Here is a 13,931-nt window from a genome sequence, read left to right as displayed (position 1 = left end):
CCGCGACGGGGGAGGCGCGGCGTTCCGGGCGAGGTCTGCGGGGGGGGAGCTAGCCGGCGTCCGGGGCGAGTCGGCCGTCGAGGGGTTCGGGGTGGGGCTCGGGGTGGGGCTCGGGGTGGGGCTCCGGGGCGGGCCAGCCGATCCGGGTGGCGCAGAGCGAGACGACCGCGGCGGAAACGGCGACGGCGGCCATGCCCCACACCAGGCTGGTGGCGTCGGCGATGAAGCCGATCACGGCGGGCCCGGCGAGCAGCCCGGTGGTGCCCATCGCGGCGACCAGGGAGAGCGCGTCCGAGCCCTGGCGGGCCGCGGCGACGTAGACGCACGGGGTGACCGCCGCGACGCCGAGGCCGACGCAGGCGAAGCCGATCAGGGTCGGCACGACGCCGCCGACGAGCAGGGCGAGCGCCAGTCCCGCGCCGGCCAGCAGGCTGCCGGTCCGCACGATCCGGCCGTCGCCGAAGCGGGTGCGCCAGCCGTCCGCGAAGATCCGGGCGAGCACCATCATCACCGAGACGACGGCGATGCCCAGCGGGGCGAGCCCGGCACCGGCGTTCACGACGTCCTTGAGGTAGAGCGCGGACCAGTCGTTCATGGCGCCCTCGGTGACGGTGCCGAACACCATCGCCAGGCCCATCCAGAGGGTCGCCGCGGCCGGGAGGGCGAAGCGGCGGCGGTCCTTCTTCGCGGCCGGCGCCTGCTCCTGGTCCGGCCCGTCCTGCTCCTGGTCCGGTCCGTCCTGCTCCTGGTCCGGCCCGTCCTGCGCCGCGGCCGGCGCGTCGTCCGTGAGCAGACCGGGCCGGGCGACCACGACCAGCACCGCGAGCAGCGCGGCGGCGAGCCCGAAGTGCACGGCGAGCGTGCCGGTGAAGGCGGTGACGCCGGAGGCGAGCAGCGCGGCGAGCAGCGAGCCGGCGCTGAAGGTGGCGTGCAGGCGGGACATGGTGGTCCGCGCGTAGCGGGCCTCCAGCGCCGCGCCCTGGGCGTTCATCGCGACGTTCAGGCAGCCCACGGCGACGCCGTCGCAGAACAGCACCAGCAGGGTGAGCGGGTAGTCGGGCACCACGGACAGGGCGACCAGGACGACGCCGAGGGCGAGCGCGGAGATCACGGACAGCAGGCGGGAGCCGAACCGCCGCATCAGCACCGCGACCAGCGGGAAGGACACCGCCGCGCCGACCCCGCAGGTCATCAGCAGCAGGCCGATCTGGGCCTCGCCGAGGTCGAGCCGGGCCTTCAGCGCGGGGATCCGGGAGACCCAGGTCGCGTACTGGAATCCGAGCAGGAAGAACAGTGCGGCGATGGCCAGTTGGGACCGGCGGAAGTCATCGCGAACGGGGGACATGTGCATCAGCCCACTTCGGCTCTGGGTGGGAACCCGAGGGACGGGTCGGTGGAGGGGGACAACGACTGCACGACGACAGCGACGGCGGTCGGGGCCGGGACGGCGACGGCGATGGTGGCCGGGGCGGCGGCCGGGCTCAGCGGCATCGCCATGTAGAGCGCCTCGGGGCCGTAGCTCCCGGGCAGTCCGATCTCGGGGCGGGCGCGGTAGCCCAGCGGGGCCCACACCACCTGCGAGCCGCGGACGGCGACCAGGGACATGGTGCGGTAGCCGCGGGCCCGGGCGGTCTCCTCCAGGCCGCGCAGCATCCGGTGGGCCAGGCCGCGGCCGCGCAGGTCCTCGGCGACGACCAGGTCGTGGAGGTGCATGTTGGTCGCGCGGACGCCGCCGGCCTCGGCCCGGCTGAGGTCGGGGCACTGGAACAGCGGGTAGGGCAGAGCCAGCAGGTAGCCGCCGAGGCCGCCGGGGCGCTCCAGGACGAAGCAGGTGTCGGGCGAGGCGCGGTGGCGGGAGCGCAGCGCCTCGCGGCCTTCGGACAGGCCGCTGGCGGCGTAGGCGCGTTCCTCCAGCGCGACGACGCCGTCCCAGTCCTCCTCCTGGAGCAGCCGGATGCGCAGGTCGGTCATCTGCCGCTGTCTCCGTCCGGGCCGCCGGCTCCGCCGATGCAGGTGTAGGGCAGCGGCTCGAAGCCGTTGAACCCCTGGGTGGTGTAGGCGGTGGCGTAGGCGCCGCAGGAGTGGATCCAGACCGGTTCGCCGGAGGCGATCGCGCGCGGGACGCGGACCAGGCCGTCCTCCTGGGCGTACGCGTCGTCGCTGTCGCAGGTCGGGCCGGCGACGACGGCGTTGACGAACTGGCCGCCGGGGTGGGTGGGGAATTCGAGCCGGTACTGGAGCTCGTCCATCTCGTACAGGCCGTTGAACTTGCCGCAGCTCAGGAAGAGCCAGTCCTCGCGGGTGCCGTCGAGCTGGTGCCGGGAGGAGAGCCGGGCGACGTGGGCGCGGATCGCGCCGTGGTCGGCGACGAGGTGCCGGCCGGGCTCCAGCAGGAACTCCAGCGGCGCGGCGTTGACGGTGCGCAGCCGGTCCATGCCCTCGCGGATGACCGCGAACATCTTGTCCAGCGGCGGGTCGAGCGGGCGGCCGTGCCGGTCCAGGACGCCGAGGGCGGGCAGGCCGCCGCCGAGGTTGATCCGCTGCGGGGTGATGCCGCGCCAGTTGAGCGCCTCCAGGACGGCGGCGAGCGAGTCCACGGCGGCGCCCCAGGCTTCGGCGGTCATCTGCTGGGAGCCGACGTGCACGGAGAGTCCGGACGGGGTGAGGCCGGCCGAGCGGGCGGCGTCCAGGACGCGCAGGGCGTCCTCGGGCGAGCAGCCGAACTTGCGGCTCAGGCCCCACAGGGCGCCGTCGCCCGAGGTGGCGACCCGGCAGAACACCCGGGAGCCGGGGGCGTGTTCGGCGATGGCGGCGACGTCCTCCAGGCTGTCGGTGGCGAAGTCGCGCACGCCCAGCCGGTAGGCCTCGGCGATGTTGCGGTCGGACTTGATGGTGTTGCCGTAGTGGATGCGGTCGGGGCTCACCCCGGTGCGCAGGGCCTGGGCGATCTCCTGGGGGCTGGCCGCGTCGAAGCCGGAGCCGAGGGCGGCGAGGCGGCTGAGCACCTCGTCCACCGGGCAGGCCTTCATGGCGAACCGGACGGTGACGTCGGGCAGTTCGCCGATCAGGTCGGTGTACTGGCGCTCGATACCGTCGAGGTCGTAGATGATCCGGTCGTCGGTGGCGGCGGCGAGGGCGGCGCGGAGCGCCGTCCGGTCGTGCGCGGCCGGGTCGGGCGCGACGCCGGTGTGGGCGGTGGTGTGGTGCGCCGGGGCGCGGTGGGCGATGGTCTGACGTATCACGAATGGCTCCCGGTGCGGCTACCGCGGCAGCCGGTCGGCGGGCGTGGCCTTGCTCGCCCGCATGAGCGGACCCCACGCGTCGATCAGCAGCGCGAAGTCCTCGATGTCCGCCTGCGCTTCGTCGAGCAGACGCGCCCGCTGGGGCGCCAGGTGGTCGGCGAACTCGGCATACTTCCCGCCGAGTTGCCGGTAGCAGTGGTCCAGCGCGTCGAGCCGTCGGTGGTTCTCCGCGCGGTCCGTCGCGGCGCTGCGGCGGGCGGAGTCGGCGATGACGTCGGCGCGGATGTGGTGCGCCTCGTCGAGGAGGGCCCCGCGGGCCGCCTCCATCTCGGAGTAGACCGGGTAGAGGTAGAGCATGGAGAGCAGGAACTTGGCGTAGCGCAGCTGGTAGGCGGTGAAGCCCGCGCCGGTGCGACGTTCCGGGGTGTAGTAGTTGACGATGTGCCGGTTGTGGACGACGCCGGGCAGGGTGGCGTCGCGGACGAGGTGCAGCAGGAAGTAGTCGCTGCCGATGGTGGCGGTGGCGGGCGGCAGCGGGACGCGGTCGTAGACCTCGTGGTCGAGGGCGACGTTGCACATGTCGATCCGCCAGATGTCGGGCAGGTCGAGCACGGCGCGGTCGTGGCGGAACGGGTCGGTGCCGCCGCCGGTGAAGGAGTCGGCGACGAGTTCGCGGCGTTCCTGCTCGCTCGCGCCGGTGGGCGCCCAGAGCGCGACGACCTGGTGGTAGGCGTCCGGGTCGAGTTCGCGGATCTCGCCGATGTCGACGGAGAGTTCACCGATGAAGGAGCCGCCGACCAGGGCGACGGGCTTGTCGGCGTGCACCGGGTCGAGGGTGACCTCGGTGACGGCGGCGGCCACGTCGGCCGCCTTGAGGCCGAGCGTGGCGAGCTCATGCTCGATCGGGAACACCGGTTCGCCGTCGAGCAGTTGGTACGCGCTGTCGGAGTCGCGGCGGTGCACGGAGGCGCAGCCGAGCGCACCGGCGAGCAGGAACGCCCGGTTGGTGCAGGCGCCGTAGGAGACGGCGTCGGGGAGCATTAGGTCGAGCAGTTTGTCGCCGAGCGGCCCGTCGGGGCCGGCGGCGCCGGAGCGCTCGATCACGTCGCGCAGGAAGGCGCGTTGGGCGGCCTCGTCGAGGTGGTGGACGACCACCTCCCCGGCGCCGGACCCGGCGGCGGACCCGGCGGCGGGCAGCGCGGCGACGGCCTCGGCGTGCCGCCGGTAGGTGGCCGGATCGGCGGAGTCCAGGATCAGCAGGTGCACCCGGACGCCGAACCGCCGTGCGGCGTAAGCGGCTTCGGCGCCGATCGCCGCGATGGTGGCCGCGCACTCGCGGTTGGTGGGCAGGGTCAGGCAGACGGCGCGCATGCCGGCTCCCCCGTGGACTCGGCGGGCTGCGGGGCGGGCCGGTCGTCCGTGGACTCCGGGCCGCGCCAGGAGCGCAGGCCGAGCAACCGCTCGCCGAGTTCGGTGAGTTCGGCGGGCCCGTAGCGCAGCGACTCGTGGCGGTTCGCGTCGCCGACCAGGGTGCGGTTCCAGTCCGGGGTGGCGAGGGTGCGCCAGGACTCCACCCGGGAGCGGCGCAGCTGCGCGGCCTCCTCCAGCGCGGGCATCATCGACAGGTACTGCACGGCGCGGACGCCGTTCTCGGAGGTGTTGCGGGCGACGCCGTGGGCGAGCAGGCCGTTCCAGATCAGCAGGTCGCCGGCCTTCAACTCGGGCCGCACCACCGGGAACTCGGTGCGGTCGACGTCCGGGCGGATCGGGTCGCGGTCGGCGGCCTGGGCGGCCTGCCACTCGTTGAAGCGGCGGAACAGCTCCGGGTTGCACTGGAAGCCGCCGTGGTCGGGCCGGGTGTCGTCGAGCGCGATGATGCCCTGGACGCGCTGGGGCAGCATGCCCTGGGTGGTGTCGACGTCCCAGTGCAGTTCGATGTCGAAGCCCCGGTCGGTGGGCTCGATCAGCGCGCGGTCGCGGTTGCGGATGTTCGGCGGGTTGAGGTTGAGCCGGTCGAGGGTGACCCAGAGCTCCTCGCAGTCCCAGACGTCGACGAAGGCGTCGTAGACCCGCCGGGCCTGTCTGCTGTCCCAGATCAGCTGGTGGTGGTAGGCCTCGACGAAGCCGTAGATGTGCAGTTCCCGGTCGAGTTCGTCGCGGTGGTCGCGTTCGCGGTACCAGTCCTCGGGGCGGTCGGGCGAGAGGCCCTGGAAGTCCCAGGCGAAGTCGAGCAGGCGCCGTGCGGCCTCGGCCGGGATGGCCTCCTTGACCACGATGTAGCCGTAGGTCTGCCAGAACGCGAAGTCCTCCTCGGAGAGCACCCGCAGCGGACGCTCCTTGCGGACTTCGCGCAGCGCCGTGCGCGCGAGGTAGCTCTCCCCGTCCTCGCTGAAGTAGGGGCGCGCCGAGGCGGCTCGGTGCAGATATCCGTCAGGGCTCGGCATGGGCAGTCACTCCATGGTTCGTAGTCGACGCAGCGCTTCCTGGACGCACAGTGCGGGCACGGCGAGCCGACGGCCCGTCACCGGCCGTGCGTGGAATTCAGTCCGCGGACCGCATGCCGTCCGCATGCGCTCCACCTCGCCCGGGCCCCGGCCGTGCAAGGTTTCGCCACGTCAGGGGGCCAACTCGCCGGTCCGGCAAGGCCCCTCACCCTGCCTCAGCCCCGGCCGAACCGCGCCCCTCATACGTTGGACTAGACCAACTAATGGTGTCAACCCTCGACGGCTGGTTACCAATAGGGAAATCCCGCAGTTCAGATGGCCCCTTGGGGTTCGCTTTATGTTTCGGAGAGTGACATAAGCCGGAGTATGTTTCGGGAATTGACATACCCGGACGTGAACCAAAACGAGTTCCCCAGCGTTGCGCCCTGACCTTCGCGCCGTACGTTGGGCCTATGGCACACCGCCCCGCCGCCACCCGGCTCACCCCGCCCGGCTGGCTGACCGCGAGCCTGCGCCCCAAGGCCGCGCCGGTCCCCTGGGCCGCCGCCGCCCGGGCCTCGGTGGCGCTGGCCGCGCCGCTCGCGGTCGGCACGGCCACCGGCCGGCCCGGGTACGGCGCGCTGGTGTCGATGGGCGCGCTGTCCGGGGTCATCGGGGACACCGCGGACGCCTACCGGATGCGGGTGTTCAACATCGCCGTGCCGCAGCTGTTCGGCGCCCTCGGGGTCCTGCTCGGCACCCTGGTGTACGGTGCGGGCTGGACGGCCGTCGCCGTGCTGACCGCCGTCGCCCTGGTCTCCGGCATGATCTCCTCGATCGGCGCGGTCGCCTCGGTGTCCGGACTGCTCCTGCTGCTCAACGCGGTGGTCGGCGCCGGACTGCCGCTGCCCTCCCCCTGGTGGGCGCCGCCCGGACTGCTGCTGCTCGGCGGCCTGTTGGTGCTCGGCCTCACCCTGCTCGCCTGGCCGCTGCGCGGCGGCGCGCCGGAGCGCTCCGCCGTGGCCGGCACCTACCGGTCGGTCGCCGCCTTCCTGGAGGCCGCCGGCACCCCCGGAGCCGACGACGCCCGGCAGGCGCTCACCCAGTCGCTGAACCAGTCCTACGACCTGCTGCTCGCCCGCCGGGCCCGCCGGCACGGCCGCTCCCCCACCCTGGTCCGGCTGCTCGCCCAGCTCAACGCCGCCATCCCGGTGGTGGAGGCCGCCTCGGCGGCGCAGCTGCGCCCGCGCGAGTACGGTCCGCTGCCGCCCGCCTACCCGGCGGCGGTGCGCGAGCTGGCCGCGGCCGTCGAGCGGGGCCGCTCCGGATCGACCCCGCCGCCCGGACTGCCCGATCCGGCCGGGCCGTCCACCCGCGCCCTGGTCGCCGCGATCGGCCACGCCCGGGCCGTCGCGCACGAGCCCGCACCCGACCCGTACGCAGACGACGACCCGCTCGGCCGGCCCGCCGCGCTGCGGGTCCGCACCCGCCGGGCCGCCCACGCGCTGCTGCTGTCCGGCGCGTCCTGGCGGTACGGGCTGCGGCTGGCCCTGTGCATCGGCCTCGCCCAGATCCTGGTGTCGGTGATCGCGGTGCCCCGCTCGTACTGGGTGTCACTGACCGTCACCTTCGTGCTGAAGCCCGACTTCGGCTCGGTGTTCTCCCGGGCGGTGCTGCGCGCGCTCGGCACCGCCGCCGGGCTGCTGATCGCCATCCCGGTGCTGGCCGAGGTGCCGCACGGCTGGTGGGACGTGCCGGTGATGGCGGCGCTGGCGGCCCTGATCCCGGTGCTGTCGGCGAAGGGGTACGCGTTCCAGACCGCGGCGATCACCCCGGTGATCCTGCTGCTCTCCGACCTGCTCAACCACCGGGGCTTCCACCTGGTGCTGCCCCGGCTGTACGACTCTCTGATCGGCTGCGGCATCGCGCTGCTGGCCGGCTACCTGCTGTGGCCGGAGTCCTGGCACACCCGGATCGGGGAGCGGCTGGCCGACGCCGTCGCGGACTCCGCCGCGTACGTCTCGCTGGCCTTCACCACCGGGCCCGGGGCCGACCAGCCGGCCCGCGCCCGGTACCGGCGGCGGCTCTACCGGGACCTGTCCGCCGTGCGCAGCGAGTTCCAGCGGGCGCTCACCGAACCGCCGCCGGTCGGGGCCCGGGCCGAGGCCTGGTGGCCGCTGGTGATCGCGGTCGAGCGGATCGTGGACACCACGACCGCCACCCGGGTCCGGGTCGAGCACGGCGCTCCGGCGCCGTCCCCGGCCGAGGTCGACGCCGTCGTCCGGGAGCTGTCCGACCTGGCCGGGGCGCTGCGCAGCGGCGGGCCGCTGCCCGAGGCCGGGCCGGACGACCTCCGGCCCGACTGCGCGCTGGGCCGGCTGCACCGCGAGGTGCAGGCGGCGCGGGCGGTGGTGCCCGCCTGAGGGCCGGTCCGGCCGGGGCCGGCCGGTCCTGGAGCGGCCGCTCGGGCATCCGCCCCGTCGAAGGCCGGGCCAGTCCCGCCGAAGGCCCGGTCAGTCCTGGATCCGCCGCCAGGGCCGGTCCGCCTCCAGCTCGAAGGCCAGCTCCAGCAGCAGCCGCTCCTGCCCGTGCGCGGCCGAGAGGTGCACGCCGATCGGCAGCCCGCTCGGCGCGGCGCCGGTGGGCAGGGCGATGCCGGGGCCGCCGGTCACGTTGTTGACCGGGGTGAAGGCCACGTAGCGCTGGAGGCGCTCGATCAGCTCGTCGAAGGCCACGTTCGGGCTGAGGTGGCCGATCGGCGGGGCGGCGTGCGCGAGGACCGGCGAGAGGATCACGTCGTGGGTGCGGAAGAGGCCCGCGTACGCGGCTTCGGCGCCGCGCAGCCGGCGCAGCACGGCCGGGGTGTGCAGGAACTCCCGCTGGTAGAGCCGGCGCAGCCCGGTGGTCAGGCCGTCGAGCCGGTTGATCCGGAAGCTGCGGTCCAGCATCAGCCGGCCGCTGACCGCGATGGCGAAGGCGATGTAGCCCCAGTAGAGGACGAAGTCGCGGGAGAACTCCTCGCCGAACGGCAGGGTGGTCTCCTCCACGTGGTGGCCCAGTGCGGCCAGCCGGGCGGCGGTCTGCTCGACGGCGGTGCGGGTGGGCTCGTCGGTGCCGGCGAGCGGCGAGTCCACGACCAGTCCGATCCGCAGCCGGCGCCGCCCCGGGCCTTCGACCAGTCCGAGCGGGGGCAGCGCCGGGTTGCGGTGGTGGCGCTCGGCGGCGGCGTAGAAGGCGGCGGTGTCGCGGACGGAGCGGGTGAGCACGCCGTCGGTGACGAGGTCGATCGGCAGTTTGCCGCCCTGGGCGTTGGTGACCAGGCGGCCCCGGGTGGGCTTGAGTCCGACCAGTCCGCAGCAGGCGGCCGGGATGCGGATCGATCCGCCGCCGTCGTTGGCGTGCGCGATCGGCACCACTCCGGCGGCGACCAGCGCGGCCGAGCCGCCGGAGGAGGCGCCGGCCGAGTGCGAGGGCTTCCACGGGTTGCGCACCGGCTGGGCGGTGGCGAACTCGGTGGAGGCGTTGAGGCCGAACTCAGGCAGCCGGGTCTTGCCGAGGACGGCCAGGCCGGTGGCGAGGAACTGGTCGGTGAAGCGGGAGTTGCGCCGGGCCGGGCGGGCCTGGAAGGCCTCGCTGCCCATGCCGGTCGGCAGGCCGCGCAGGTCGACGTTGTCCTTGAGGAAGGTGGGGACGCCGTACAGCGGGCCGTCGGTGCCGTCCGGACCGAGCCGGGGCCGGTCGTAGGACGGGTGGGCGACGGGGGTGAGCGTCCGGTCGACCCGGGCGGCGCGGGCGGCGGCGGCCGCGGCCAGTTCGGCGGGGGCCACCTCGCCGGCGCGGACGAGGGCGGCCAGGGCCACGGCGTCGTGCGCGCCGAGGGCGTCGTCGGTGAACCCGTGGGCCCGCTCGTCGGTCATCCGAACTCCCCAATCCCTACTGACCGGTAGTCGCGCAAGAGTTCGCAGTGTAGGCGCGGGGCTGCGCCGAGGGATACCCCACCCCCGGCTCCCGCCGTCGGCCCCTGACGGCGCACGGGCGTTCGGCATGCGCCCCCGCGTTCACCCCACCCGCCGGTCGGAGATCGTTTCGCCGACGGCCCCGGGGAAAGGCCGGATCACGAACCGATCCGGTCCACCCCCCACCCCAAGGTGACGCCCGTGCCCACCCAGTACACCTCGGCCACCGCCCCCGGCGCCCTCCCCCTACTCGGCCACGTCCCCGCGTTCGTCCGCCGGCCGCTGGAGTTCGTCGCCGGCCTGCCCGCCCACGGCGACCTCGTCCGGCTGCGGCTCGGCCCGCTGGACGCGTACGTCGCCTGCCACCCCGAGCTGGTCCGCCAACTGCTCACCGAGGACCGCACCTACGACAAGGGCGGGCTCGTCCTCGACAAGGCCCGCGAGGTCTTCGGCGACGGCCTGGCCACCTGCCCGGCCGCCGCGCACCGGCGCCAACGCCGCATGCTGCAACCCGCGTTCCACCGCGACCGGCTGCCCGGCTACGCCGCGATGATGGCCGAGGAGATCGCCGGCACCACCGCCTCCTGGAGCGACGGCGACGTGGTCGACGTCCCCGCCGCGATGTACCGCCTCACCACCGCGGTGACCGCCCGCTGCCTGTTCGCCGCCCACGAGCGGGCCGGCTCGCTGCCCGTCCACGACAGCATGGACGTCATCACCCGCGGCGTCGGCCGGCGCGTCATGATGCCGCTGCCCGGCACCGACCGCATCCCCACCCCGGGCAACCGCCGCTTCCGCCGCGCCCAACAGGACCTGAAGGAGGTCACCCGGCGGCTGCTCGCCGACTACCGCGCCGCCGGCACCGACCACAACGACCTGCTGTCCACGCTGCTCAGCGCCCGCGACGAGGACGGGCGGGGGCTCACCGACGCCGAGATCCACGACCAGGTGGTCACCTTCCTGCTCGCCGGCATGGAGACCACCGCCGCCACCCTCTCCTGGGCCTGGACCCTGCTCGCCGCCCACCCGGCCATCCGCGACCGCCTGCACGCCGAGCTGGACACCGTGCTCGACGGCCGCCCCGCCCGCCACGAGGACCTGCCCGCCCTGCCGCTCACCGCCAGGGTGGTCACCGAGACGCTGCGGCTCTACCCGCCGGTGTGGATCCTCAGCCGCGTCGCCGCCGCCGACGCCGAACTCGGCGGCCACCGCGTCCCGGCCGGCGCGACCATCCTGTTCAGCCCGTACCTGCTGCACCGCCGCGCCGACGTCTTCGCCTGCCCCGCCCGCTTCGACCCCGACCGCTGGCTCACCATCACCCGCCCCTCCCCCGGCACCTACGCCCCCTTCGGCCTCGGCGCCCGCCGCTGCATCGGCGACGTGTTCGGCACCACCGAGGCCGCCCTCGCCATCGCCACCATCGCGGCCCGCTGGACCGTCACCCCCACCCCCGGCCGCCCGGTCCGCCCCGCCCGCAGCTCCTCGCTGTCCCCCCGCCCCTTCACGGCCACCCTCGCCCGCCGGGCCTGGTGACCGGGGCTCCCGCCCCGCGCCGGCGGCGGACGGGAGCCGCGCCTGACGATGCGTCACATGGTGCGCGGCGGGCGGGGGATGCCCTGCCAGCGGTAGAGCATGGACTCCCACGTGTAGGTGTAGGTGAAGGTGACGTCGAAGCTGGTGGTCCGCTCCAGGTGCGGCTGGCCGGGGGTCTCCGGGTCGAGCCAGGTGGTCGCGCCGTAGACGGACGCCCGCGGGTACACGCAGATCGTCCAACGGAACCAGCCCGAGGAGAGCTGGACGTCCTGGGACGGCACGTTGCCGCCCGGCGTGCTGAAGCTCCAGGCGTACGTGCCGGCGTCCAGGAACAGCCGCCGCTCGACGCACTGCTGCGCCGGCGTCACAGGGGCCGGCAGCGGCACCAACTGCCCGTAGCCCTGGAGGAATTCGCGTTCGGTCGCGGCGGATGCCGTCCCGGCCGTCGGCCCGGCCACCAGGGCGAGCAGGACGGCCGTCAGGGCCGGGATCCAGGAGAGTCTGCGCAGCATTCGATCCTCCGGCCGGACGGAGGCCCGGCGAGTGTGGACGGAAGTGGTCTACGCCAATCCTGCCGGGCCGGGTGCGGCCGTTCCCATCCCAGACCTCTGGGGTGGCCGCCGGGTCAGTCCTCGCCGCGCCGGTCGGCCGCCAGGGTGGTGAGCAGTCGCTCGATGGCCTCCAGCCGGCGGTGCAGGTCCTCGACGTCGCCGCGGGTGGCGCTCTGCTCGGCGGGCTTGAGGGTGATCACCAGCTGGCCGTCGGGCTCCAGCCGCCCGACCGCGACGTCGCGGATCGTGTCGCCGTTCTGGACGCGGACGGCGTGCTCGATCTCGGACGCGCGCAGCGCCAGCCCGCGCAGCGCGCCCGGGACGAGCTTGCCGTCGCGCACCACGGTGGTCGGGGTGCCCTCCAACAGCCGGGCGGCACGCGGGTCGTGGGCCAGCCAGCGGGTGACGGCGGCGTTCACCGCGATCAGGGTGACCGCACCGATGGCGCCGCCGAGCAGGCTGTTGTCATTGCCGATGATCGCGTTCTGCACCACGTTGGACAGCAGGAAGATGACCACCATGTCGAAGGTGTTCAGGCCCGCCAGCCCGCGCTTCCCCGCGATCCGGAACAGGATCAGGATCAGCGCGTAGACCGCGATCGTGCGGAGGATCTTCTCCACGATCGGAATCTGGACGATCACCAGGTCGTGCCACATGGCCCCGCTCCTTCAACCCCTCGGCCGGACGGGGCGGGCAGCGCCCGGGCCCGACGGTACGCGCCCCGCCGGGCCCCGGCCAGCACCCGGACGAACCCGGGTCCCCGGCCGGACAGGACCTACGAGCGGCGCTTCGGCTTGCCGCGCTTGGCCGCGGCCGCACCCCGGCCGCCCGCCGCGGGCTTCGGCCGGCCCTTCTGCTGGCCGGACTTCTGCTGGCCGGACTTCTGCTGGCCGCCCTTCTGCGGCTGGGACTTGCGCGGCGCCGCGGCCTTCTGGGGCTCGGCCGCCGGCTGGGCGCCGCGCCCGCGCGAGCTGTTGACCGTGCGGCCCCGGACGATGCCGATGAACTCCTCGACCAGCTCCGTCGTGCGGTCCTCCGGCCAGGCGAGCGCCACCTGGGACTGCGGCGCCTCGGCGACCGGCCGGAAGGTGAGGTCCTTGCGGTGGTGCAGCCGGGCCAGCGACTGCGGCACCAGCAGCACGCCGACGTTGGCCGCGACCAGCTCGATGGCGTCGGCGGTGCTGGCCGGGCGCTCGATCGCCGGGCGGCCGGGCAGCCCGCCCGGCCAGCCGAGGGTGTCGTCGAGCGGGTGGAACACCACCTCCTCGGCGAGGTCGCCGAGCGCGACCTCCTCGGCGGCCGCGAGCCAGTGGTCCTTGGGGAAGACCACGACGGTGGTCTCGGCGTAGAGCGGGATCGCGCTGAGCACGTCCCGGTCGACGGGCAGCCGGACGAGCCCGGCGTCCGCGGTGCCCTCGCGCAGCGTCCCCTCGCCGTCCCCGGCCGGGACGGCGAGAAGGTCGAGCCGCACGTCCGGGAGCCGCTCGGACCACACCCGGACCCATTTGCCGGGGGTCACGCCCGGGACGTACGCGAGCCGGAAGGACGGGTTCACCTGCATGTCTGTCACAGGGCAAGGCTACCGACCGTGACCGGGAGCGCCCGCGCACTCCCTTACCCTTGTCACCATGACATCGCTCAAGCAGAAGACCAGCCAGACCATGAAGCCGGCCACCGCCGCCAAGAAGCTGGGGATCTACCTCGACGCGGCGCCGACCGGCTTCCAGGAGGGTGTGGTCTCCCGCGAGGAGCTCAGCGCGCTTCAGGCCGACCCGCCGCAGTGGCTCCAGGAGCTGCGCCAGAACGGCCCGCACCCTCGCCCGGTGGTCGCCGCCAAGCTCGGCGTCTCCATCGCCGGCCTGGCCCGCGGCGGCGTGACCGAGGCGCTCACCACCGAGCAGATCGAGGCCGTCAAGGCCGAGAACCCGCTCTGGCTGCAGCACGAGCGCGCCAACCAGGTGGACGTCCGCAAGGAGGCCGTCCGGATCAAGGAGAAGCAGGAGAAGGACGCCGCGGCGCTTGCCGCCAAGGCTGCCAAGGCCGCCAAGGCCGGCTGACCCGCGCGCTCCGGCCGCCGGCCGGGCCCGATTGTCAGACCCCTGCGCAAGGCTGGTGGGGGGGGGGGGGGGGGGGGGGGCGGGGCCGGGGGCACGCGGGGGCAGCGCCGGCTGGCGCGGGGGGGGGCGGGGCCCCCCCGCGGGGGCGGGGCCCGCGGGGGCCGCGGCG

At 74.5% G+C, this 13,931-nt stretch carries 12 protein-coding genes; 3 read left to right on the top strand and 9 right to left on the bottom strand.

Annotated elements, in window-relative coordinates; all coding sequences use genetic code 11:
• Window positions 1–49: 49 nt before the first annotated feature.
• The 5 genes from ACFV6D_RS26730 to ACFV6D_RS26710 all read right to left on the bottom strand — a co-directional run bounded on the left by ACFV6D_RS26730 (window position 50) and on the right by ACFV6D_RS26710 (window position 5,686).
• The gene (locus ACFV6D_RS26730) at window positions 50–1,351 is read right to left on the bottom strand and encodes an MFS transporter (RefSeq protein WP_380561352.1); all 1,302 of its coding nucleotides are present in this window, start codon (window positions 1,349–1,351) and stop codon (window positions 50–52) included.
• Window positions 1,351–1,971 (bottom strand): GNAT family N-acetyltransferase, encoded by a 621-nt coding sequence (locus tag ACFV6D_RS26725; RefSeq protein WP_380561351.1) that lies wholly within the window; start codon window positions 1,969–1,971, stop codon window positions 1,351–1,353. The genes ACFV6D_RS26730 and ACFV6D_RS26725 overlap by 1 nt, the downstream gene beginning before the upstream one ends.
• Window positions 1,968–3,110: a type III PLP-dependent enzyme gene (locus ACFV6D_RS26720; RefSeq protein WP_244293730.1), complete on the bottom strand. Its 1,143-nt coding sequence runs from the start codon at window positions 3,108–3,110 to the stop codon at window positions 1,968–1,970. Before ACFV6D_RS26720 ends, ACFV6D_RS26725 begins: the two co-directional genes overlap by 4 nt.
• A gap of 150 nt (window positions 3,111–3,260) precedes the next feature.
• Window positions 3,261–4,613 carry a DUF6271 family protein gene (locus ACFV6D_RS26715; protein WP_380561350.1) on the bottom strand — a complete coding sequence of 451 codons (1,353 nt, stop codon included), beginning with the start codon at window positions 4,611–4,613 and terminating at the stop codon, window positions 3,261–3,263.
• Window positions 4,595–5,686 (bottom strand): phytanoyl-CoA dioxygenase family protein, encoded by a 1,092-nt coding sequence (locus ACFV6D_RS26710; RefSeq protein ID WP_380561349.1) that lies wholly within the window; start codon window positions 5,684–5,686, stop codon window positions 4,595–4,597. The genes ACFV6D_RS26715 and ACFV6D_RS26710 overlap by 19 nt, the downstream gene beginning before the upstream one ends.
• A 452-nt stretch (window positions 5,687–6,138) precedes the next feature.
• Here ACFV6D_RS26710 and ACFV6D_RS26705 point away from each other — a divergent pair, with 452 nt between their 5' ends.
• Window positions 6,139–8,088 (top strand): FUSC family protein, encoded by a 1,950-nt coding sequence (locus ACFV6D_RS26705; RefSeq protein ID WP_380561348.1) that lies wholly within the window; start codon window positions 6,139–6,141, stop codon window positions 8,086–8,088.
• Between the two features lie 90 nt (window positions 8,089–8,178).
• Here the strand turns inward: ACFV6D_RS26705 and ACFV6D_RS26700 are convergent, their stop codons facing one another.
• Window positions 8,179–9,582, bottom strand: a complete 1,404-nt coding sequence (locus tag ACFV6D_RS26700; RefSeq protein ID WP_380371846.1) for an amidase — start codon at window positions 9,580–9,582, stop codon at window positions 8,179–8,181.
• Between the two features lie 240 nt (window positions 9,583–9,822).
• Here ACFV6D_RS26700 and ACFV6D_RS26695 point away from each other — a divergent pair, with 240 nt between their 5' ends.
• Window positions 9,823–11,154 carry a cytochrome P450 gene (locus ACFV6D_RS26695; protein WP_380428597.1) on the top strand — a complete coding sequence of 444 codons (1,332 nt, stop codon included), beginning with the start codon at window positions 9,823–9,825 and terminating at the stop codon, window positions 11,152–11,154.
• Window positions 11,155–11,207: 53 nt separating this feature from the next.
• Here ACFV6D_RS26695 and ACFV6D_RS26690 read toward each other — a convergent pair whose 3' ends face one another.
• The 3 genes from ACFV6D_RS26690 to ACFV6D_RS26680 all read right to left on the bottom strand — a co-directional run bounded on the left by ACFV6D_RS26690 (window position 11,208) and on the right by ACFV6D_RS26680 (window position 13,275).
• A complete protein-coding gene (locus tag ACFV6D_RS26690) occupies window positions 11,208–11,666 on the bottom strand; it encodes a hypothetical protein (RefSeq protein WP_380428595.1) in 459 nt (152 codons plus the stop codon).
• A gap of 113 nt (window positions 11,667–11,779) precedes the next feature.
• Window positions 11,780–12,361, bottom strand: a complete 582-nt coding sequence (locus ACFV6D_RS26685) for a DUF421 domain-containing protein (RefSeq protein ID WP_063350392.1) — start codon at window positions 12,359–12,361, stop codon at window positions 11,780–11,782.
• A 119-nt stretch (window positions 12,362–12,480) separates the two neighbouring features.
• Complete coding sequence (locus tag ACFV6D_RS26680; RefSeq protein WP_380428594.1) at window positions 12,481–13,275, bottom strand: LysR family substrate-binding domain-containing protein; 795 nt, start codon at window positions 13,273–13,275, stop codon at window positions 12,481–12,483.
• Window positions 13,276–13,333: 58 nt separating this feature from the next.
• On the opposite strand from ACFV6D_RS26680, the gene ACFV6D_RS26675 reads away from it, so the two are divergent.
• Complete coding sequence (locus ACFV6D_RS26675) at window positions 13,334–13,762, top strand: DUF5997 family protein (protein WP_363377117.1); 429 nt, start codon at window positions 13,334–13,336, stop codon at window positions 13,760–13,762.
• Window positions 13,763–13,931: the final 169 nt, after the last annotated feature.

The organism is Kitasatospora sp. NPDC059812, from assembly GCF_042732075.1.
Classification (GTDB): Bacteria; Actinomycetota; Actinomycetes; order Streptomycetales; family Streptomycetaceae; genus Kitasatospora.
The sequence above is the reverse complement of the archived record's forward strand: the minus strand, read 5'-3'. Positions and strand labels throughout refer to the sequence as shown.